The organism is Inquilinus ginsengisoli (assembly GCF_031453975.1).
In the GTDB taxonomy this organism is placed as follows: domain Bacteria; phylum Pseudomonadota; class Alphaproteobacteria; order DSM-16000; family Inquilinaceae; genus Inquilinus; species Inquilinus ginsengisoli_A.
Map to the genome: position 1 here is coordinate 268,334 of NZ_JAVDPW010000008.1, position 20,105 is coordinate 288,438.

Below are 20,105 nucleotides of genomic sequence, written 5' to 3' on the forward strand. Positions count from 1 at the left end.
TGTTCGGGACCATGGTCGTTCGTTCCCGGGTCGGCGGAGTTCGGGCCGGCCGCGCCGGGATCTGGCCCGCCGCGATCCTGCTGGCCGCCATCGCCGGGCCGGCCGGGGCGCAGACCGCGGCGCCCGCCGCACCCGAGACCCCGGCCCCTGAGGCTCCGGCCGCGACCATCACGGTGGGGGGGCTGACCCTGACCGCCTGCCAGCCCGATTTTGGCGGTTTCTGCGGCCAGATCGCCCGCCCGCTCGACCCTGCCGGCAAGCTGCCGGGCAGCCTGACCATCGGCTTCGAGTTCTATCCGCACCGCGACGCCGCCCAGCCGGCCGAGGGCCTGATCCTGACCCAGGAGGGCGGGCCCGGCTATTCCTCGACCGGCACGCGCGAGGGCTATCTGCGCCTGTTCGACGGGCTGCGCGACCGGCGCGACGTGCTGATCGTCGACAAGCGCGGCACCGGCCTGTCCGACCCAATCCACTGCGGGGCGCTGCAGCAGGCGGCGGAGTTCGTGCCCGCGGCGGTGGCCGCCTGCGGCAAGCAGCTGGGCCCCGCCGCCTGGATGTACGGTACCGCCCTGGCGGCCGACGACGTCGCCGCGGTGCTGGACGCGCTGCGGGTCGAGAAGGTCGACTATTACGGCGACAGCTACGGCACCTGGTTCGGCCAGGTCTTCGCCCAGCGCCATCCGGACCGGCTGCGCACCATCGTGCTGGACAGCGCCTATCCGACCGTCGGCCTGTCGCCCTGGTACGAGACCGAATGGGACACCGCCCGCGACGGCTTCGAGCTGGTGTGCCAGCGCTCGCCGAGCTGCCGCGACCTCGGCGGCCGCTCGCTCGACCGCATCGAAAGGCTGGTGGCGGCCCTGCGCGACAAGCCGGGCAAGGCCGAGGCGAAGGACGGCGACGGCACCGTCCTGACCATCACGGTCGACGCCCCGCGTCTGTTCATGGCGATGAACGGCGCCGGCGGCAGCCCGACCTTCTACCGCGAGCTGGACGCCGCGGCGCGGGCCTATCTCGACGCCCGCGACCCGGCGCCGCTGCACCGGCTGCTGGCCGAGGCCACGGCCTGGAGCACGCCCGGCACCGACCCCACCGCCTTCTCCACCGGCCTCTATGTCGCGGTGGTGTGCAGCGACTATCCCCGGCTGTACGCGCCCGGCGTGTCGCGGGCCGAGCGGCAGCGCCAGCTGCTGCGCGCCACGGAACGGCAGACGGCGGACGACGCCGCGATCTACGCCCCCTTCACCATCGCCGAGGTCAACACCTCGCCGCACAAATGGGAGCGGCGGGACCTGTGCCTAGACTGGCCGGCGCCGCCCAAGGGCGTGACCGCCGCCAGCGCGGTCGACCCCAAGGTCCATTTCCCGGCGGTGCCGACCCTGGTGCTGTCCGGCGACCTCGACAGCACCACCTCGCCGATCGAGGGGCTGGAGACGGCGCGGCTGTTCCCGAACGCGACCTATGTGCCGGTGCGCAACCTGACCCACATCACCGCCATCACCGACCAGGCGATCTTCGTGCCGCCGATGGGCGGCGACGCCACCGGCTGCGTCGCCGCGATCGTGCTGAACTTCGTGCGCAGCGGCAGCGAGGCCGGCGACACCTCCTGCACCCAGCGGATCCGGCCGATCCGCACCGTGCCGGCCTTCGCGATCAAGGCGGCGCAGGTGGCGCCGGCCAGGGCGACCGACGGCAATGCCGGCACCGAGGCCGACCTGCGGCTGGCCTCCGCCGCGGCGGAGACCGCCGGCGACGTGCTGGCGCGCTATTTCGTCAATGGCGGCGGCAGCGGCGTGGGGCTGCGCGGCGGCAGCTTCAGCTTCGAGGCCTTCGACGCCGGCTTCGCCTTCACCCTCGACCATGTGCGCTGGGCCGAGGACCTGGCCGTGTCCGGCACCATCCGCTGGAACCAGGCGACCGGCGCGGTGACCGCCGACCTGACCCTGGACGGCGCCACCACCGGCACGGTGACCCTGGCCTGGAACGACCGCGAAACCGACGCCATGGCCCAGATCACCGGCCAGATCGGGGATCGGAAGCTGGCGGCGGAGCGACTGGCACCCTGATGGGGTGGAGCTACCTCCCCCTTCCTGTCATTGCCCGGCTTGCCCTCGGATCAAGTCCAAGGGGGGCAATCCAGGGGCCACAGGCACCGCTCTCGATGGCCCCTGGATCCTCGGGTCAAGCCCCGAGGATGACAGAGTGGGGTGGATCGGGACGCCTGCCCTGACGCCTTCCGCCTGCCCTCAGAAGTACTTGGCCAGGTTCTTGCGGATGCGCTCCAGCACCGGTGTGCCGGTGTCCGGCAGCTCGAAGCGCTGGCCGGTGATGGTCTCGAAGGCGCGGACATAGACCTGGGCGGTGGCCTGGATGATTTCGGCCGGGATCTCCGGGATCGGGTCCTTGTAGGGGTCGCAGCGCGCCGCCACCCAGCTGCGCACGAAATCCTTGTCGAAGCTCTCCGGCCGCTCGCCGCGGGCGAAACGGTCGTCGTAGCTGTCCTGCAGCCAGTAGCGGCTGCTGTCCGGGGTGTGGATCTCGTCGGCCAGGACGATGCGGCCGTCTGCATCCGTGCCGAACTCGTATTTGGTGTCGACCAGGACCAGCCCATGCTGTTTGGCGATCTCCTGCCCGCGGGCGAACAGGGCGAAGGCGTAGCCGCTGAGCTGCTGCCACTGATCCGCGGTCAGCAGGCCCTGGCTGACGATCTGGTCCGGCGTCAGCGGCTCGTCATGGCCGCCGTCGAAGGCCTTGCTGGTCGGGGTGATGATCGGCTGCGGCAGCCGCTGGTTGTCGCGCAGCCCGTCGGGCAGGCGGATGCCGTACATCTCGCGCTGGCCGGCCTTGTACAGGGTCAGGACCGAGGTGCCGGTGGTGCCGGCGAGATAGTCGCGCACCACGATCTCGACCGGCAGGATGTCCAGCCGGCGGCCGATGACCACATTGGGGTCGGGGTACTCGATGACGTGGTTCGGGCAGATGTCGCGCGTCGCCTCGAACCAGAAGCGGGCGGTCTGGGTCAGCACCTGTCCCTTCAGCGGGATGGCCGCCAGGATGCGGTCGAAGGCGCTGATCCGGTCGGTGGCGATGATGATCCGGCGCCCGTCCGGCAGGTCGTAATTGTCCCGGACCTTGCCGCGATAATGGGCCGGCAGCTCCGGGATCGTCGCGTCGTCCAGCGTCGGGTAGGGGCGATCGCCCAGGGCCGTGAAATCCATCATCCCAGTCCTTCGAGCCTGCCGGGGCGGTCCGGCTGCGGCGATCTTTAGCGCGGTATGGCCGGCTTGTCAGGCCGCAACGCCGCGCGCCGCCGGCATGGCCGACAGCCGGGTTCCGCACCGCCGGGAAATGGATCATCCTGGGTCGGTGCCGGCGACAGCGGCGCCGCGGGTGCATCTGTCGGAGGAAGCGCATGGGAACCCCCTACAGGCGGCTGCTGCTGAAGCTGAGCGGCGGCGCCATCGCCGGCGAGGACGGCTCGATCTTCGGCGCCGCCGCGATCGACCACATCGTGGCGGAGATCCTGTCGGTGCGCAGCCTCGGCATCGAGGTCGCCATCGTCATCGGCGGCGGCAACGTGTTCCGCGGCCGGGTGTCCGAGGATTGGAACATCGAGCGGGCGGAGGCCGACAACATCGGCATGCTGGGCACCGTGATCAATGCGGTGATGCTGCGCGCCGCGCTGACCGCCCGCGCCGGACAGGAGGTGCGGGTGATGAGCGCGGTGCCGATCCCGTCGATGGCCGAACCCTACATCCGGCTGCGGGCCGACCGGCACCTGGGCAAGGGCGCCATCGTCATCCTGGCCGGCGGCAACGGCCAGCCCTACGTCACCACCGACTACCCCGCGGTGCAGCGCGCCATCGAGCTGCGCTGCGACGCCGTGCTGGCGGCGAAGGACGGGGTCGACGGGGTGTTCACCGCCGATCCGCGCCTCGACCCCGCCGCCCGGAAATACGCCTCGCTGGCCTTCGCCGATGTGGTCAGGCGCGACCTCCGGGTGATGGACCAGGCGGCGATCCTGCTGGCGCGCGACCACGGCCTGCCGCTGCACATCTTCAACTTCACCCTGCCCGGCGCGATGCGGCGGATCTGCGAGGGCGAGAAGGTCGGCACGCTGGTGGCGCCCTCGGCCCGGACGGTGCTGGCGGAGTCCTGATCCCGACCGCCGGGCGACAAGCCGGGCGCTGTCAAGATCCCGTGTCTTGAGGGGTTGCCCGGCCGCCGCCCGATCCCGATTCTGATCGCAGGCCTTGCCGTGGCCAGCGGTCGGAGAATCCAAGCATGTTCGTGAAAACCATCGGAGAAGACGAGGCGAAAGGCTGGGTCGCCGAATCCTACGCCGCGGATCGGTCGCGCCTCGGCTTCGTCATGTCCGCCACCGCCTGCTGGACCGCGCGCCCCGACCTGCTGCCGGCCTGGGAGGATTTCTACACCAAGGTGAAGGCGGGCTTCTCGCTGTCGTCGCGGGACTGGCGCCTGATCACCTTCATCGCCGCCCGGCACGTGCCGTCGACCTACTGCTCGATGGTGTACGGCAAGATGCTGGTGGACGACCTCGGCTCCAAGGACAGGGTCCTGGCGGTGCAGGCCGACTTCCGCACCGCCGGGCTGTGCGAGCGCGACGTCGCCATGCTGGCCTATGCCGAGGCCATCGCCCGCAACGCCTCGCAGGTGACCGGGCTAGATGTCGACGCCCTGCGCGCCGTCGGCTTCCGCGACGTGCAGATCGCCGACATCGCCCTGTGTGCGTCGCTGCGATGCTTCATGGCGCGGTTCTTCGACGCGACCGGCGCCGAGCCCGAACCCGCCTTCATCGACCAGGACAGCGATTTCAGCGACGCGCTGACGGTCGGGCGCAAGCCGCGGCACATGTCCTGACCTGGGCCTCACGGCGGCAGGCGGCCTGAGGCGCGGGGTCGCCGCGGTCAGTTCACGCCCTGGATCGAGCGCAGCGCGAAGTCGCCGCCGAAATTGACCAGCATCACGCCATTCCAGCCGTCGCGGAATCCGTTGTCGCTGCCTTCGATGATGGTCTTGCCGTCCAGCGCCACCACCATCCGGCCGGCGGCGTCGCGGGTCCAGGTCAGGCGGGTGCGGTCTTCGCGGCGCAGGGCGGCGGTGTTGGTGGTCTGCGCCACCTGGGTGATGCCGGAGCGGCCAGCGCGGTACAGCGCGAAGGTCGGGCTGCTGGTCGGCAGGTAGACCAGGCGGAAGCCGGAATCCTTCGACGCGCCCTGGTAGACCCGGATCTCGAACTGGCCCTGGTTGGCGAGGTCGGCGAGGTCGAATTCGAGCCCGAAATTGTTCTTCAGCCCCTGCTGCAGCGCGATCGCGGCGACGCCGCCCTGGGTCTGGCCCTTGGGCGCACGGGTGTCGCTGTGCAGGCCGCCGCTGTCGACCGTCCAGGTGCCCTGCAGCGAGGTCCAGGCCGGGTTGGCGGTGTAGTTGCCGTCGCTGAAATCGTCGCTGAAGACCCGGGTGCCGGCCAGCGAGGCCGCGGCCGGCGGCGCCGGCGCGGGGGCCGGTGCTGCGGCGGGCGCCGGGGCCGGGACGGGCGCCGCCGGCGGCACCGCCGGGACTGGCACGGTGGAGGGCGGGGCCGCGGAGGCCGAGGCCGAGTAGCGCTGCTCCAGCCGCTTCAGGTCCGTGATGAAGTCGGGGCTGGCCGCCTTGTCGCGCTCGGCCTGGTCGATCATCCGCGACAGCTCGTCGAGCAGGGCTTTGGTCTGGTCCGACTGCGGCGGTTGCCACGGCGCGTAGCGCGGCGTGGTCTGTGCCATGGCGGTGCCGGACAGGAGGGCTGCGGCGAGGACGGGGAGAAGGGTGGCTCGGACGGGTCTCATCAAAAGGCTCCGCTTCCAGGTCGCGACGGCGTCGTCACGCCGTTCTGACGTGCCGGACGGGTGGGCTCAAGCCTTTCCGACCGCCGCCCGGGAAAAACGCCCGGCGGAGGCGACGGTTCCGGATCGGCGATCGGGGATCGATTTCCGTTAGAGGCAGAGCGAGATGCCGGTGTAGGTCACCGTCACGTTCAGGCTGTCCGTGTAGCTGCCCGGGGAGATTCCGGTGCTGACCGGAATCCGCCCGTAGAAGGTGATGGGTTCGACCCAGGAGCTGCCGATGGCGCCGAGCAGCCGGCAGCGCGTCGGCATCGCCGTGCTGCCGGTGCCGTCGCCCCAGATCGTGGTGCGGGCGGCGGTGGTGTAGCCGTTGTAGGGCAGCTTCGGTGTGCCGGCGCTCATCCGTCGCGGCGAGAAGGTGCCGGATCCACCGAAGCTGACCGCCACCGTGTAGTTGATGCCGAGGCACACCAGCGTGCACGTGCAGGTCACCGTGACGGTCGAGGTGACGTCGAGCACCGAACCCGACAGCGGCGCGAAATTGCCGAAGGCCAGCGGCGTCGCGACGACCGAGCAGTTCTCGCCCAAGGCGAAGGCCGGGCCGCCGCGGAGGAGACAGACCAGCAGCACCAGGAGGGCCGGCAGCAGGGACCGTCTCATGGCATTCCTCCGCAGGTGACGGGGCCGATCTGGGGCAGCTCGCCCGCAACCGGGGCGAAGGCGAAGGCGATCCGGCACTGGGTGCCGTCGGGCAATGTCACCGTCCCGGCATTGTCCGGCTGCAGGCCGATGGCATAGGCCATGCCGTCATAGCCGACCGGCAGCGGCCCCGCCCCCCCGTCCAGCGCCAGGGTCGCCCCCGGCGGTACGGCGCTGCCGTCGGGCCGGTGGATCAGCACCGTCGCGGCGTCGCCGATCTGGACCGGGAAATGCACCACGATGCCGCTGCGGTCGGCCGGCACCACGCTGCGGCGGGTGTCGTCGAAGGCGGCGTCGGCCGGCAGGTCGGTGACGTCGATCGCCATCTTGTTCGCCTCATAGGCCCGCAGGCCGCGCACCAGCAGCTGGCCCCCGCCATCGGTGCGGCCGACCGGGCGATTCTCCAGCGTCACGCCGACATCCGGCACGCCGGTGTCGATCACGGCGAAGCTGTCGTCGATGCGCTGGTTGAGGAACACCCCGCCGGCGGCGGCGGTGATCGAGCCGCGGACCTCGCCGCGCACGTTGGTCGACCCGTCGATCTGGTCGGCCGAGGCGGTGAAGTCGGCCAGCCCGGTGCGGTAGTCGACCTGGCCGTAGTAGCGGCGCAGGTCGCCTTCGGTCGCCTGCACATTGACCGCCAGGCCGCGGTCGGTGACGCCGGTGTCCTGGGTGTAGCTGCCGCGCTGGGTCAGCCAGCGCTGGCCGTTCTGGGAGGTGGCGTCGACACCGACATTGGCGGTGGTGCCGAGCGGCACCGACAGCGAGAGGGTGACCCCGGCATTCGAGCGGTCGTTGAGGTCGAGGAAGGCCGACCCCATCAGCTGCACATTGTCGAACACGGTGACCGTGTAGCTGCCGGACGCGATCTGCAGCCGGCCGAAATCCGACTGGTCGGTGTCGATGTAGGCGACGCCGAGCGCGCCCCAGCGGTCGAGGTTGAGGCTTAGGTTCACGCGGGTGGTGCCGCGCAGCAGGTTGCGGTCCTCGACCGCGGCCAGGTCCCGGTAGGTGCCGATGGTGCCGGTGCGCTGCAGGCCGGCGCTCCAGCGCGGATCGAGATGCTCGAAGCCGACCGAATACTGCAGCCCGCTGTCGCCCCCGGCGCGGCTGGCGGCCAGCGAGGCGTTGACGGTGCCGAGGGTGCCGACGCCGTAGACCGCGCCGACGCCGCCGAGCAGCAGGTCGCCGCTGCCCTCGAAATGCGACTCCAGGGTCAGGTCGTCGTCGAGGCCGTAGCGCAACGAGGCCACGCCGGCGAAGCCGGAATAGTCGGCGCTGTCCTCGCCATAGTGCCGCCGCACCGAGCCGGCCTCGAAGGAATAGTCGGCGAAGCCTTCGCGCAGCAGGTCGCGGCTGGCGTAGAAGGGCAGCGTCTGCACCGTCTCGCGGCCCAACGCGTCGCGCACCACGACCTGGGCGTTGCCGCCGCCGGTCAGCACCGGCAGGTCGTTGATCTCGAACGGCCCGGGCCGCACCTCGGTCGAGAACTGCTTCACGTTGTCGACATAGACATCGACCGTGGACGGCACCGCCGCGTCGCCGCCGAATCGCGGCACCGGGAAGGTGACGAGGTCGGGCCGCAGCGCGTAGTCGCGGTCGATCTGCGCGCCGATCATGCGCACCGGCCGGGTCCAGGCCAGGCCGCCGCTGATGAAGTCGCCCAGGCGGTAGCGCCGCAGCAGGTCCGGGTCGGAATAGGTCCAGGTGGTGTCCAGCCGGATCAGCCGGCTGCCGTCGCCGGTGCCGTCGTTGCGGCCGTTGTCGCCGGAGCCGATGTCGCCGATGAAGCTGCCGTCGAGCACGCCGAGCGGGCCGAAGACGCGGCCCTCGAGCAGGCCGGACCCGGAGGTGGTGCCGCCGCTGCGGGTGGCGAGCAGGTCGTAGTTCAGCAGCACGCCGTAGTCGCTGTCGGCCTGGGTCACGCGCGTGTCCCGCGCGCCGATCGCGACCGGCTGGCGCCCGGCCTCGGGCAGCGTGATGCGCAGCGCCTGGCCGGGCTCGTCATAGTCGTACTGCAATCCGGAGACGTCGGACAGCCGGACCAGGCCGTCCGCGGTCGGGCCGGAGCTGTCGGGGGGCCTGACCCCCACCGCCTGCAGCTCCTGCGGCGTCGCATAGAGGGTGCCGTCCCGCTCCACGAAGCCTCCGATCAGCTCCTGCTTCTGGCCGTTGATGGTGACGTCCAGATACAGCTCGCGGTCCTGCGCCAGGGCCGGGGCCGCGGCCACGCCAGCGACCGCGATCGTCATCACGATCGCACCGGCGCTGCGCCTAAGGCTGTCCGTCCAGGGCGAGCGTGACATTGACGTCGCCCTGATCGCCCGCGCCCTTGAGCGCCACCTGGCCGGCGCGGTCGAGCCCACGCGCCGCGATCCTCCACCGCTTCTCCTGGCCGGGCAGGACGTAGCCGCCGAAGGCCGCGCTGGCCGCGCCACCGCGGGTGGTCACGCTCAGCCCGTCGAACCGGGCGTGCCGGGTGCCGCTGTTGCGCGCCACGAGCTCGATCGCGCCGCCGCCGGCCGGCCGGGCCGACCAGGCGACCTGGGCGCGGACAGCTGCCCCGCTGGACACGAAGATCGGCAGCGACAGGTGAAGCGCCACGTTGAGCCGGCCCGGCACCAGCACCGGGATCTCGTCGACCGTCAGGCGGTATGCCTGCTCCACGGTGCCGGAGGCCGGGCGCCGCAGCAGCACGCGAATCACCTGCTCCCGCCCCGGAGGGATGGTGACGATCGGCGGGCTGGCGACCACGGCGTCGGTCGGCGCCAGCCGTTCGACACCGCCGGGCTGCGACCATGCGAAGGTCCGCAACTGCACCGTCGCCGGCGCATCGGCCCTGTTGGTCACGGTGATGATCTGGGCCATCTGGCCCGCGTTGAAATCGACCCCGATCGGGGCGACCTCCAGCCCGCCGGCCCGGGCTTCCCCGATGCCGAGCCACAGGCCGGCGCAGGCCGCCGCGATCAGGATCAGGCGCAGCCGGATCGCCGTCATCGGCCGCCCCCGATCAATAGGTGACGGTGACGTTGATGAGGTCGGTGTAGGCGTCGGGGGCCGAGAATTGGCCGGCCGGGACGCGGCCGTAGACCGTGGAGATGATGGGCACCGCGCCGGCCGTGAGACTCACCGTGTCGGTGCCGACGGTGTTGCCCCAGTTCACGGTGCGGCCCGTGTCGCTGTACAGGAAGTAGTTCAGCCGGGCGGCGGTGACGACCGTGCCGCTCATCTGGCGCGTGGTCACGGTGGCGCCCGCCGTCGCGCCGGCGTCGAGGCCGATGTCGTAGGTGGTGCCCGCCGTGCAGGTCACCGTGATGGTGGACGTGCTGATGGCAGCGGTGGAGCTGGTGTAGTTGCCGAACACCATCGGCGTCGCCAGCACCGTGCAGAACTTCAACACGGTCGCGGTCACCGCGAAGGTTGTGGTCGCCGTCGCGGCCAGAACAATGCTGCTGGGTGCGAGAAAGGCGATTGTCACGCCGATCAAGAAACAAAATGGGACCCGCATAACAAACTCCTGAAATATCGATTCTCATATTCGCGCTTCGAAGAAACGCCATTCCTATAATGGCCACAGAGTGTAGAATTAATCAAGCAAAACGCTACGCCTCGGCGACTGCGAGTCGCTCACAAAAATAATCGTCCGATCTAATCGAGATAGAAGAGCAGTCCTGATCTGCATACTATGATATGCAGCGACTTGCCTGGGCTGCGCATCGAAACGAAGCGGTAACTGTCGCCCTTACTGCCCCGCGCGAAGAAAAGCCGCGGCGCTGGGCCGCGGCTGGTCGATCCGATGCTGCGAGCCGCTCAGGCGGCGCGGGTGCCGCCCACGGTCAGGCCGTCGATCCGGAGGGTCGGCTGGCCGACGCCGACCGGCACGCCCTGGCCTTCCTTGCCGCAGGTGCCGATGCCGGGGTCGAGCGCCATGTCGTTGCCGACCATCGACACCTTGGTCAGCGAATCCGGGCCGTTGCCGATCAGGGTCGCGCCCTTCACCGCGGGGCCGATCTTGCCGTCCTCGATCAGATAGGCCTCGGAGGCGGAGAACACGAACTTTCCGTTGGTGATGTCGACCTGGCCGCCGGCGAAGTTGACCGCGTAGAGGCCGCGCTTGACCGACGCCAGGATCTCCTCCGGCGCCTTGTCGCCGCCGAGCATGACGGTGTTGGTCATCCGCGGCATCGGATGGTGGGCGTAGCTCTGCCGCCGGCCGTTGCCGGTCGGCGCCATGCCCATCAGCCGGGCGTTCATCCGGTCCTGCATGTAGCCGACCAGGATGCCGTCCTCGATCAGGGTGGTGCTGCGGGTCGGGGTGCCCTCGTCATCGACGGTCAGGCTGCCACGCCGGTCCGGCATGGTGCCGTCGTCGATCACGGTGACGCCGGGCGACGCCACGCGCTGGCCCATCAGGCCGGAGAAGGCCGAGGTCTTCTTGCGGTTGAAGTCGCCTTCGAGGCCGTGGCCGATCGCCTCGTGCAGCAGGATGCCGGGCCAGCCGGGCCCCAGCACCACCGTCATCTCGCCGGCCGGCGCCTCCTCCGCGTCCAGCCGGACCAGGGCCTGGCGCAGCGCTTCGTCGGCCGCCGCCTGCCACTGCGCCGGCTCGAGGTAGAAATCATAGCCGGTGCGGCCGCCGGCGCCATGGCTGCCGCTTTCCATCCGGTCGCCCTCGCCGACCACGACCGAGACGTTGACCCGGACCAGCGGCCGGATGTCGGCGGCGTGGCGGCCGTCGCCGCGGATGATCCGCACCGCCTGCCAGCTGCCGCTGATCGAGGCGCTGACCTGGCGCACCCGCGAATCCTTCGACCGGGCATAGGCGTCGATCGCGGCCAGCAGGTTGACCTTGGTCTCGAACGGCACCGCCGAGAGCGGGTTGGTGTCGGTGTAGAGCTGTCGGTTGGTGCCCTGCGGCGGTTCGGCCAGGCTGCCGCCATGGCCGGCCTGCACCGCCCGCACCGTCTCGCCGGCCCGCTTCACCGCGTCCTCGGTCAGGATCGAGGCATGGCTGTAGCCGGTGGTCTCGCCGGCCACCGCGCGCAGGCCGAAGCCCTGTGATGTGTCGAAGCTGGCGCTCTTCAGCTTGCCGTCGTCCCAGCTCAACCCCTCGGACTGGGTGTATTCCAGATACAGTTCGCCATCGTCGGCGCCGTGCAGGCTGTCGCCGACGAGTCGCTCGAGCCGGGCGCGGTCGAGCCCCGCCTGGGTGAAGAACAGATCGTCGGTCTGATCGATGGCGCTCATGATCGGGCTTCCCGGACAACGGATCGGAACCCTTGAGATAATGCCGCCGGAGCCGCCGGAACAGCCCCGATCGACGGATCGCCGCGACTCGGCGATTCAAGAGGATGCGACCATTTGTTCTTGGGTTCCCGGAGCAGGGTGGTTGTTGCCCGGGAAACCGCGATGTACTTTCGGCGCGGTCGCGATCGTACCGACTTCGTGCGCCATGGATTCCGTGGGGGCTTCAACCCCGTCCGATCCATCGGTATAAGGCCGGACGAGTTCCGATAACGGCGAACGCCGGATGGGCCATGGGAACGGCAGTGACAACGAAAGAGCGGCACGGCATGCGATCGGGCAGACTGGGTGGATTACTGGCTGGCGCGACGGCGCTGCTTCTCCTCGGCACGGGCGCGGCCCTGGCCGACGGACCCCCGCGCAACTGGGAAATGGGGTTCCAGGGCGCGGCGACGGCGGTGCGGGAGCAGATGGACAGCTTCCACGACCTCCTTCTGATCATCATCACCGTCCTGACCGTCTTCGTGCTGGGGCTGCTGGTCTATGTGATGTGGCGCTTCAGCGCCAAGCGCAATCCGGTGCCCTCGAAGACCGCACACAACACCGTGATCGAGGTGATCTGGACCATCGCGCCGGTCCTGATCCTGCTGATCATCGTGGTGCCGTCCTTCCGGCTGCTCTATTTCGGCGACCGCACGCCGAACCCGGAGATGACCCTGATCGCTCATGGCTACCAGTGGTACTGGGGCTATGAGTATCCCGACCAGAAGGTCGCGGAGTACACCAGCTACGGCGTGAAGGACGAAGACCTGAAGCCGGGCCAGGTGCGCATGCTGTCGGTCGACAACCCGGTGGTCCTGCCGGTTGACACCGACATCCAGATCCTGACCACCGCCGGCGACGTGATCCATTCCTGGGCCATTCCCGCCTTCGGCGTGAAGAAGGACGCGGTGCCGGGCCGGACCAACGAGACCTGGGTCCGGATCGACAAGCCGGGCGTCTATTTCGGCCAGTGCTCGCAGCTGTGCGGCACCGACCACGCCTACATGCCGATCGAGGTCCATGCGGTGAGCCGCGCGGAGTTCGACAAGTGGGTGGTCGAGAAGGTGGGACCCAACCCCGCCGAGAAGCCCAAGCTTCTGACCATGACCTGGGATCAGGCCCAGGCGCGCACCAAGCTGGCCCAGGCCGGCCAGTGATCCCAATCGGGGAGTGATCCCACTCGGGGCCGGCGGCGGCCCCGACAGGCAAGGCCCCGGACGGGGGAGAGGTTGACACGATGGCTCACGCCGACGCGCACGCACATGGTCACGACGACCACCACGGCCACAAGCCGGGTTTCTTCACCCGCTGGCTGTTTTCCACCAACCACAAGGACATCGGCACGCTGTACCTGATCTTCGCGATCTGCGCGGGTCTGATCGGCGGCGTGTTCTCGCTGATCATGCGGCTCGAGCTGCAGAACCCGGGGCTGCAGTTCCTCAGCGGCGGCCAGGAATGGAACGTCATCGTCACGGCCCATGGCCTGATCATGATCTTCTTCACCGTCATGCCCGCCATGATCGGCGGCTTCGGCAACTGGTTCGTGCCGCTGATGATCGGCGCGCCCGACATGGCCTTCCCGCGGCTGAACAACATCTCGTTCTGGCTGCTGGTCCCGGCCTTCTGCCTGCTGGTCGGCTCGGCCTTCGTCGGCCAGGGCGCCGGCACCGGCTGGACCATCTACCCGCCGCTGTCCGAGGCCGGGCAGCCCGGGCCGTCGGTCGACATGGCGATCTTCGCCCTGCATCTGGCCGGCGCGTCGTCGATCTTGGGCGCGGTGAACTTCATCACCACCATCTTCAACATGCGCGCCCCGGGCATGACGCTGCACAAGATGCCGCTGTTCGTCTGGGCGATGCTGGTGACCGCGTTCCTGCTGCTGCTGGCCGTGCCGGTGCTCGGCGGCGCCATCACCATGCTGATCACCGACCGCAACTTCGGCACCAGCTTCTTCAAGCCGGAAGGCGGCGGCGACCCGATCCTGTTCCAGCACCTGTTCTGGTTCTTCGGGCACCCCGAGGTCTACATCATGATCCTGCCGGGCTTCGGCATGATCAGCCACATCGTGTCGACCTTCTCGAAGAAGCCGGTGTTCGGCTATCTCGGCATGGCCTACGCCATGGTCGCGATCGGCGTCGTCGGCTTCGTCGTGTGGGCGCACCACATGTTCACCACCGGCATCGACGTCGACACCCGTGCCTATTTCACCGCCGCCACCCTGATCATCGCGGTGCCGACCGGCATCAAGATCTTCTCGTGGATCGCGACGATGTGGGGCGGGTCGATCGAGTTCAAGACGCCGATGCTGTGGGCCGTCGGCTTCATCTTCCTGTTCACGGTTGGCGGCGTCACCGGCGTCGTGCTGGCCAATGCCGGCATCGACACCGCCCTGCACGACACCTACTACGTCATCGCGCACTTCCATTACGTGCTGTCGCTGGGCGCGGTGTTCTCGATCTTCGGCGGCTTCTACTACTGGATCGGCAAGATGTCGGGCCGGCAGTACCCGGAGACCTGGGGCAAGATCCACTTCTGGATGACGTTCATCGGCGTCAACCTGACCTTCTTCCCCCAGCATTTCCTCGGCCTGGCCGGCATGCCGCGGCGCCAGCCGGACTATCCGGACGCGTTCCACGGCTGGAACATGGTGTCGTCCTTCGGCGCCTACATCTCGGTCGCGGCCGCCTTCCTGTTCGTCGGCATCGCCATCTACACCCTGAAGTACGGCCGCAGGGTCGAGGCCAACTACTGGGGCGAAGGCGCCACGACGCTGGAATGGACCCTGCCGTCGCCGCCGCCCTTCCACCAGTTCGAGATGCTGCCCCGGGTCAAGTAGACCCAGGCAGGTTGTGAAAACGGGCCGGGCCGCGCGGATACCCCGTGCGGCCCGGTCCGCTTGAGGTTTAAGATGGTTGACGTGACCCTGGACCGGATAGCCAAGCCTGCCGCGGCAGATGCCGCCGCCGGCGCCACCTGGCAGGACTACTTCGCACTGCTGAAGCCGCGGGTGATGACGCTTGTCGTGTTCACCGGCATCGCCGGGCTGGTGGTCGCGCCCGGCCACATCCACCCGGTCCTGGCTGCGACCGCGATCCTGTGCATCGCCGTCGGCGCCGGCGCGGCCGGCGCGATCAACATGTGGTACGACCGCGACATCGACGCGATCATGAGCCGGACCTGCGGCCGCCCGATCGTGCGCGGCCGCATCGCCCCCAGCGAGGCCTTGGGCTTCGGCGTCTTCCTGTCGGTGGCCGCGGTGCTGCTGATGGGCCTGGCGGTCAACTGGACCGCCGCCGGCGTGCTGGCGCTGGCCTCGGCCTTCTACGTCTTCGTCTACACGATGTGGCTGAAGCGGCGGACGCCGCAGAACATCGTGATCGGCGGCGCCGCCGGCGCCTTCCCCCCGATGATCGGCTGGGCCGCCGTGACCGGCGACGTCACCCTGCCCTCGATCCTGCTGTTCGCGCTGATCTTCATGTGGACCCCGCCCCATTTCTGGGCGCTGGCGCTGTTCCGCAGCGGCGAATACGCCAAGGCCGGGGTGCCGATGCTGCCCGTGGTGTCCGGTGCGCGCGAGACCAAGCGCCAGATGCTGGCCTACACCCTGCTGCTGTTCCCGATCGGCATCGGCCCCTGGCTGGTCGGTATCGCCGGCCTGACCTACGCCGTCGGCGCGGCGCTGCTGGGCCTGCTGTTCATCCTGTGCGCCGTGCGGGTGATGCGCGAGGACGGCGAGGAGACCCGCCACCGCGCCGCCAAGCAGATGTTCGGCTATTCGATCTTCTATCTGTTCGCGATCTTCGGCCTGCTGATCGTCGACCACACCGCGGTGCATTTCTGAGATGGCCGCCCGCCCCACTGCCAAGCCGGCCCCGCGCCCGGCGCCGGCCGCCGACGCCCGGCAGCGCCTGCGCGGCCGCAACATCGCCGTGGCCCTGGGCCTGCTGGCCTGGGTCGTCCTGATCTTCGTGATCACCATCGTGAAGCTGAAGGGCGGCTGAGATGGATCCGAAGGTCCAGCGCCGCAACCGCATCATCATGACGTCGCTGTGCGGCGTCGCCTTCACCATGGGCCTGCTGGCCTTCGCCTCGGTGCCGCTGTACCGCATGTTCTGCCAGGTCACCGGCTATGGCGGCACCACCCAGGTCGCCGATTCGGTGACCGGCCAGGTGCTGGACCGCAAGGTGCGGGTGCGCTTCGTCGCCAACACCGATGCCGGCCTGCCCTGGACCTTCAAGGCCGAGCAGTCCGAGGTCGAGGTCCGGCTGGGCGAGCCGGCGCTGATCTACTTCCAGGCCACCAGCACCGCCAAGGAGCCGACCGCCGGCCAGGCGGTCTACAACGTCACGCCGGACAAGGTCGGGCTGTACTTCTCGAAGGTCGAATGCTTCTGCTTCACCGAGCAGATCATCCAGCCCGGCGAGACGGTGGAGTTCCCGGTCTACTTCTATGTCGACGCGGCGATGGATGCGCAGCCGAACCTCAACGACGTGCAGACCATCACCCTGTCCTACACCTTCTACGGCCAGCGCTCGAAGGCGCTGGAGAATGCGGTCGCCGCCTATTATCGTGCGGCGGCCGAGCGCAACGGCTGAGCACGGGCCGGACCACCAGAATGAACATCGGACGCGAGACCGAGAGGGCACCAGGATGAGCACCACCAACGTCCATGCCGACGGGCACGAGACGCATTACGAACTGAACGCGGTCCCGCACCCGTACCACCTGGTCGAACCCAGCCCGTGGCCGCTGCTCGGCTCGCTCGCCGCGGGCTGCATGGCGATCGGCGGCGTCGTGTACATGCATGAGAATTGGCCGTGGCTGCTGATCGCCGGCTTCCTCGGCGTGCTGGCGGTGATGTTCGGCTGGTTCCGCGACATCATCAAGGAAGCGACCTTCCGCAAGCTGCACTCCCCGGTGGTGAAGATCGGCCTGCGCTACGGCATGATGCTGTTCATCGCCTCGGAGGTGATGTTCTTCGTCGCCTTCTTCTGGGCGTTCTTCGACTCCAGCCTGTTCGTCGGCGAGGCCGCGCAATACGCCCGGGTCGCCGCCACCGGCGGCGTCTGGCCGCCGAAGGGCATCACCCCGGTCGACCCGTTCCACTTCCCGTTCCTGATGACCATGGTGCTGCTGCTGTCGGGCTGCACCGTCACCTGGGCCCATCACGAGATGGTCGAGGGGAACATGAAGGAGGCGGCCAAGGCGCTCGGGATCACCGTGCTGCTGGGCGCCATCTTCACCTGCATCCAGCTGTGGGAATACACCCACTCCGAGTTCGGCTTCACCGACGGCGTCTTCGCCTCGACCTTCTACATGGCGACCGGGTTCCACGGCTTCCACGTGCTGGTCGGCACCATTTTCCTGGCGGTGTGCTGGTTCCGCACCAGCCGGGGCGACTTCACCAAGGACAGCCATTTCGGCTTCGAGGCGGCTGCCTGGTACTGGCACTTCGTCGACGCGGTCTGGCTGTTCCTGTTCGTCGCCATCTACTGGTGGGGCGGCCATGGCGGCGCCGCCGCGGTGCACTGAACCATAGCTAACCGGTAGTGCCATTTCCTCCGGTCTCACCCCTCGCCGCGGCGCTGGGCTGCAAATGCCCGCGCTGCGGCAAGGGGCCCTTGTTCAAGGGCCTCCTGACCGTCGCCGACCGCTGCACCGTCTGCGACCTCGACCTCTCCGCCATTGATTCGGGCGATGGCCCGGCGGTCTTCCTGATCTTCATCCTCGGCTTCACGGCGGTGCCGCTGACCCTTTGGCTCAGCTTCGCCACCAGCCTGCCGGATGGCGTCCCGATCCTGATCGGCGCCGCCTACATCATCGGCCTCGCCGCCCTGCTGCTGCGGCCGGCCAAGGCTTATATCGTGGCGTTGCAATACCGGCACCGCAGCATCGGCAATTGAGGCGCGGATGACAGCGCGGATGACGTCCCGGTTGCGGCCGGAGTTCTGGCCGACCGTCTTCCTGATCCCCGCCCTCGCCCTGCTGATCGGCCTCGGCATCTGGCAGCTCGAGCGCCGGGTGTGGAAGACCGACCTGATCGAGCGGATCGAGCACGGCCTGGCGGCAACCCCGGCACCGCTGCCGGCCGAGATCTACGACCCCGCCTTCGACTACCGCCACGTCACCGTGACCGGCCGCTTCGACCCGGCGCATGAATTCCGGCTGCTGGCCCGGGTGCATGACGGCAGTGCCGGCATCCAGGTGGTCAGCCCCCTGATCCGCGACGACGGCGGCCCGGCGGTGATGGTCAACCGTGGCTGGGTGCCGCTGGGCGCCGACGGCAAGCCCGCTGCCTACGACCCGCCGCCCCCAGGCCCGGTGACGGTCGAGGGCGTCGCCCGCCGGCCGCTGCCGCAGGGCTGGATGCAGCCCGCCAACAACGCCGCGACCAATGAGTGGTTCTGGGTCGACCTGCCGGCCATGGCCGCCGCGGCCGGGCTGGCCGGGGCGGCGCCGGTGGTGGTGGAGCTGACGCCCGGACCCGACCAGACCCGCCCGCCGATCGGCGGGCAGACCATCGTCGAGCTGCCGAACGACCACCTGCAATACGCGATCACCTGGTTCAGCTTCGCCGCCATCCTGATCGCGATCTACCTGCTGCATCATCTGCGGCGCGGCCGCGCCGCCCGGAAGGAGTCCTAGGGATGACCGCCTATTCCGACATCTCCGCCCATTTCGGCCGCATCGCGGCCCTGTCCAACGCCATCGGCATCCTGGACTGGGACAACGCCACGATGATGCCCAAGGGCGCCGCCGGCACCCGGGCCGAGAGCCTGGCGCTGCTGCAGGTGCTGCGCCACGGCATGATGACCGACCCGCGGCTGGGCGACTGGCTGCCCGAGGCCGAGGCCGACAACGCGCTGGGCGACTGGGAGCGCGCCAACCTGCGCGAGATCCGGCGGCTATGGACGGTGCAGACGGTGCTGCCGGCCGACCTGGTCGAGGCCTCGAGCAAGGCGACCTCGGCCTGCGAGATGGCCTGGCGCCAGGCCCGCGCCGATTCGGATTTCGCCGCCCTGCTGCCGCAGCTGCAGGAGGTGCTGGCCCTGCAGCGCGAGATCGGCCGGGCCAAGGGCGAGGCGCTGGGCCTGTCGCCCTATGACGCGCTGCTGAACGATTACGAGCCCGGCGGCCGGTCGGAGCGGATCGACGGGCTGTTCGACGACCTCGCCGCCTTCCTGCCCGGCTTCACCGAGGAGGTGCTGGCGGCCCAGGCACGGCGCCCGGCGGTGGCGCGGCCGGCAGGCCCCTTCCCGGTCGAGTCGCAGCGGGCGCTGGGCGTCGAGATGATGGGCGTGCTGGGCTACGACTTCGAGCGCGGCCGGCTGGACGTCTCGACCCACCCGTTCTGCGGCGGCGCCGACAACGACGTGCGCATCACCACCCGCTACGACGAGGCGGACTTCACCCGCGCCCTGATGGGCGTGCTGCACGAGACCGGCCATGCGCTGTACGAGCAGGGCCGGCCGCAGGCCTGGATGACCCAGCCGGTCGGCCAGGCCCGCGGCATGAGCCTGCATGAGAGCCAGTCCCTGCTGATGGAGATGCAGGCCTGCCGCAGCCGCGAGTTCATCACCTTCGCCGCGCCGCGGATGCGGTCGGCCTTCGGCGGGACCGGCCCGGCCTGGGAGGCCGAGTCGCTGTGGCGCCACTACACAAGGGTCGAGCGCGGCTTCATCCGCGTCGATGCCGACGAGGTGACCTATCCCGCCCATGTCATCCTGCGCTACCGGCTGGAGAAGGCGATGATCGCCGGCGACCTGGCCCTGGCCGACCTGCCCGGGGCCTGGAACGAGCAGATGCGCGCGCTGCTCGGGGTGGCGCCGCCGGACGACCGGCTGGGCTGCCTGCAGGACATTCACTGGCCGAGCGGCGGCTGGGGCTATTTCCCGACCTACACGCTGGGCGCCATGACCGCGGCGCAGGTGTTCGACGCCGCCTGCCGGGCCGAGCCGGAGATCCTGCCGTCGATCGGCCGCGGCGACTTCGCCCCGCTGGTCGGCTGGCTGCGGGCCAACATCCACGGCCAGGGGTCGCTGTGGCAGACCGACGAGCTGCTGACCCGCGCCACCGGCCGGCCGCTCGACGCCGCGGTGTTCAAGGCCCATCTGCGCCGGCGCTACGGCGGCGAGGGGTAGAGAGAGGGCCAAGGCCCCCTCTTGTTCTGTCATTGCCCGGCTTGACCGGGCAATCCAGGGGCGGCCAGGAGCCGCTCTCGGTGGCCCCTGGATCCTCGGGTCAAGCCCGAGGATGACAGTGAAGGAAGGCGGAGG

The 20,105-nt window shown here is 69.6% G+C and carries 19 protein-coding genes; 12 read left to right on the forward strand and 7 right to left on the reverse strand.

Annotation, left to right across the window (positions count from 1 at the left end):
• The first annotated feature begins 11 nt into the window (after positions 1-11).
• Positions 12-2,066, forward strand: coding sequence for an alpha/beta fold hydrolase (locus tag E9232_RS23055; RefSeq protein WP_309797914.1), 2,055 nt, complete (start codon positions 12-14; stop codon positions 2,064-2,066).
• 180 nt (positions 2,067-2,246) lie between these two features.
• Here E9232_RS23055 and E9232_RS23060 read toward each other — a convergent pair whose 3' ends face one another.
• The gene (locus E9232_RS23060) at positions 2,247-3,221 is read right to left on the reverse strand and encodes a phosphoribosylaminoimidazolesuccinocarboxamide synthase (RefSeq protein ID WP_374710647.1); all 975 of its coding nucleotides are present in this window, start codon (positions 3,219-3,221) and stop codon (positions 2,247-2,249) included.
• Positions 3,222-3,412: 191 nt separating this feature from the next.
• Here E9232_RS23060 and pyrH point away from each other — a divergent pair, with 191 nt between their 5' ends.
• Together pyrH and E9232_RS23070 are read left to right on the forward strand one after the other, a co-directional pair.
• On the forward strand, positions 3,413-4,159 hold the full coding sequence (gene pyrH / locus E9232_RS23065; RefSeq protein WP_309797915.1) for a UMP kinase: 747 nt from the start codon (positions 3,413-3,415) through the stop codon (positions 4,157-4,159).
• Positions 4,160-4,284: 125 nt separating this feature from the next.
• Complete coding sequence (locus tag E9232_RS23070; RefSeq protein WP_309797917.1) at positions 4,285-4,881, forward strand: carboxymuconolactone decarboxylase family protein; 597 nt, start codon at positions 4,285-4,287, stop codon at positions 4,879-4,881.
• Between the two features lie 47 nt (positions 4,882-4,928).
• Here the strand turns inward: E9232_RS23070 and E9232_RS23075 are convergent, their stop codons facing one another.
• The 6 genes from E9232_RS23075 to tldD form a co-directional block, all read right to left on the reverse strand.
• Positions 4,929-5,846, reverse strand: a complete 918-nt coding sequence (locus E9232_RS23075; protein ID WP_309797919.1) for a hypothetical protein — start codon at positions 5,844-5,846, stop codon at positions 4,929-4,931.
• A 147-nt stretch (positions 5,847-5,993) separates the two neighbouring features.
• Positions 5,994-6,503 (reverse strand): spore coat protein U domain-containing protein, encoded by a 510-nt coding sequence (locus E9232_RS23080; protein WP_309797920.1) that lies wholly within the window; start codon positions 6,501-6,503, stop codon positions 5,994-5,996.
• Positions 6,500-8,794: a fimbria/pilus outer membrane usher protein gene (locus E9232_RS23085; RefSeq protein ID WP_309797921.1), complete on the reverse strand. Its 2,295-nt coding sequence runs from the start codon at positions 8,792-8,794 to the stop codon at positions 6,500-6,502. Before E9232_RS23085 ends, E9232_RS23080 begins: the two co-directional genes overlap by 4 nt.
• Positions 8,795-8,816: 22 nt before the next feature.
• Positions 8,817-9,539 (reverse strand): fimbrial biogenesis chaperone, encoded by a 723-nt coding sequence (locus E9232_RS23090; protein ID WP_309797923.1) that lies wholly within the window; start codon positions 9,537-9,539, stop codon positions 8,817-8,819.
• A gap of 13 nt (positions 9,540-9,552) precedes the next feature.
• Positions 9,553-10,050 carry a Csu type fimbrial protein gene (locus tag E9232_RS23095; protein WP_309797925.1) on the reverse strand — a complete coding sequence of 166 codons (498 nt, stop codon included), beginning with the start codon at positions 10,048-10,050 and terminating at the stop codon, positions 9,553-9,555.
• Positions 10,051-10,352: 302 nt separating this feature from the next.
• Complete coding sequence (gene tldD / locus E9232_RS23100) at positions 10,353-11,789, reverse strand: metalloprotease TldD (RefSeq protein ID WP_309797927.1); 1,437 nt, start codon at positions 11,787-11,789, stop codon at positions 10,353-10,355.
• Between the two features lie 326 nt (positions 11,790-12,115).
• Between tldD and coxB the strand changes: the two genes are divergently transcribed.
• From coxB to E9232_RS23145, 9 genes are all read left to right on the forward strand, one after another.
• Positions 12,116-12,985 carry a cytochrome c oxidase subunit II gene (gene coxB / locus E9232_RS23105; protein ID WP_309797929.1) on the forward strand — a complete coding sequence of 290 codons (870 nt, stop codon included), beginning with the start codon at positions 12,116-12,118 and terminating at the stop codon, positions 12,983-12,985.
• Positions 12,986-13,065: 80 nt separating this feature from the next.
• The gene (gene ctaD / locus E9232_RS23110; RefSeq protein ID WP_309797930.1) at positions 13,066-14,664 is read left to right on the forward strand and encodes a cytochrome c oxidase subunit I; all 1,599 of its coding nucleotides are present in this window, start codon (positions 13,066-13,068) and stop codon (positions 14,662-14,664) included.
• 72 nt (positions 14,665-14,736) lie between these two features.
• Positions 14,737-15,669 (forward strand): heme o synthase, encoded by a 933-nt coding sequence (cyoE, locus tag E9232_RS23115; protein WP_309797932.1) that lies wholly within the window; start codon positions 14,737-14,739, stop codon positions 15,667-15,669.
• 1 nt (position 15,670) lies between these two features.
• A complete protein-coding gene (locus tag E9232_RS23120) occupies positions 15,671-15,829 on the forward strand; it encodes a cytochrome c oxidase system small membrane protein (RefSeq protein WP_309797934.1) in 159 nt (52 codons plus the stop codon).
• Between the two features lies 1 nt (position 15,830).
• Positions 15,831-16,424, forward strand: a complete 594-nt coding sequence (locus tag E9232_RS23125) for a cytochrome c oxidase assembly protein (RefSeq protein ID WP_309797936.1) — start codon at positions 15,831-15,833, stop codon at positions 16,422-16,424.
• Positions 16,425-16,479: 55 nt separating this feature from the next.
• Positions 16,480-17,361 (forward strand): cytochrome c oxidase subunit 3, encoded by an 882-nt coding sequence (locus E9232_RS23130; protein WP_309797937.1) that lies wholly within the window; start codon positions 16,480-16,482, stop codon positions 17,359-17,361.
• An 89-nt stretch (positions 17,362-17,450) separates the two neighbouring features.
• Positions 17,451-17,732, forward strand: coding sequence for a DUF983 domain-containing protein (locus tag E9232_RS23135; RefSeq protein WP_309797940.1), 282 nt, complete (start codon positions 17,451-17,453; stop codon positions 17,730-17,732).
• 19 nt (positions 17,733-17,751) lie between these two features.
• Complete coding sequence (locus E9232_RS23140; RefSeq protein ID WP_309797941.1) at positions 17,752-18,474, forward strand: SURF1 family protein; 723 nt, start codon at positions 17,752-17,754, stop codon at positions 18,472-18,474.
• Between the two features lie 2 nt (positions 18,475-18,476).
• On the forward strand, positions 18,477-19,970 hold the full coding sequence (locus tag E9232_RS23145; RefSeq protein ID WP_309797944.1) for a carboxypeptidase M32: 1,494 nt from the start codon (positions 18,477-18,479) through the stop codon (positions 19,968-19,970).
• The last annotated feature ends 135 nt before the right edge of the window (positions 19,971-20,105 follow it).

Bases quoted from the DNA above. Each gene is read 5' to 3' on its own strand.
- E9232_RS23130 (WP_309797937.1), top strand. From the start codon at position 16,480: ATGAGCACCACCAACGTCCATGCCGACGGGCACGAGACGCATTACGAA.
- coxB (WP_309797929.1), top strand. From the start codon at position 12,116: ATGCGATCGGGCAGACTGGGTGGATTACTGGCTGGCGCGACGGCGCTG.
- E9232_RS23120 (WP_309797934.1), top strand. From the start codon at position 15,671: ATGGCCGCCCGCCCCACTGCCAAGCCGGCCCCGCGCCCGGCGCCGGCC.
- E9232_RS23060 (WP_374710647.1), bottom strand. From the start codon at position 3,221: ATGATGGATTTCACGGCCCTGGGCGATCGCCCCTACCCGACGCTGGAC.
- E9232_RS23125 (WP_309797936.1), top strand. From the start codon at position 15,831: ATGGATCCGAAGGTCCAGCGCCGCAACCGCATCATCATGACGTCGCTG.
- E9232_RS23080 (WP_309797920.1), bottom strand. From the start codon at position 6,503: ATGAGACGGTCCCTGCTGCCGGCCCTCCTGGTGCTGCTGGTCTGTCTC.
- E9232_RS23145 (WP_309797944.1), top strand. From the start codon at position 18,477: ATGACCGCCTATTCCGACATCTCCGCCCATTTCGGCCGCATCGCGGCC.
- E9232_RS23140 (WP_309797941.1), top strand. From the start codon at position 17,752: ATGACGTCCCGGTTGCGGCCGGAGTTCTGGCCGACCGTCTTCCTGATC.
- E9232_RS23090 (WP_309797923.1), bottom strand. From the start codon at position 9,539: ATGACGGCGATCCGGCTGCGCCTGATCCTGATCGCGGCGGCCTGCGCC.
- tldD (WP_309797927.1), bottom strand. From the start codon at position 11,789: ATGAGCGCCATCGATCAGACCGACGATCTGTTCTTCACCCAGGCGGGG.
- ctaD (WP_309797930.1), top strand. From the start codon at position 13,066: ATGGCTCACGCCGACGCGCACGCACATGGTCACGACGACCACCACGGC.
- cyoE (WP_309797932.1), top strand. From the start codon at position 14,737: ATGGTTGACGTGACCCTGGACCGGATAGCCAAGCCTGCCGCGGCAGAT.
- E9232_RS23070 (WP_309797917.1), top strand. From the start codon at position 4,285: ATGTTCGTGAAAACCATCGGAGAAGACGAGGCGAAAGGCTGGGTCGCC.
- E9232_RS23095 (WP_309797925.1), bottom strand. From the start codon at position 10,050: ATGCGGGTCCCATTTTGTTTCTTGATCGGCGTGACAATCGCCTTTCTC.
- E9232_RS23085 (WP_309797921.1), bottom strand. From the start codon at position 8,794: ATGACGATCGCGGTCGCTGGCGTGGCCGCGGCCCCGGCCCTGGCGCAG.
- E9232_RS23055 (WP_309797914.1), top strand. From the start codon at position 12: ATGGTCGTTCGTTCCCGGGTCGGCGGAGTTCGGGCCGGCCGCGCCGGG.
- E9232_RS23075 (WP_309797919.1), bottom strand. From the start codon at position 5,846: ATGAGACCCGTCCGAGCCACCCTTCTCCCCGTCCTCGCCGCAGCCCTC.
- pyrH (WP_309797915.1), top strand. From the start codon at position 3,413: ATGGGAACCCCCTACAGGCGGCTGCTGCTGAAGCTGAGCGGCGGCGCC.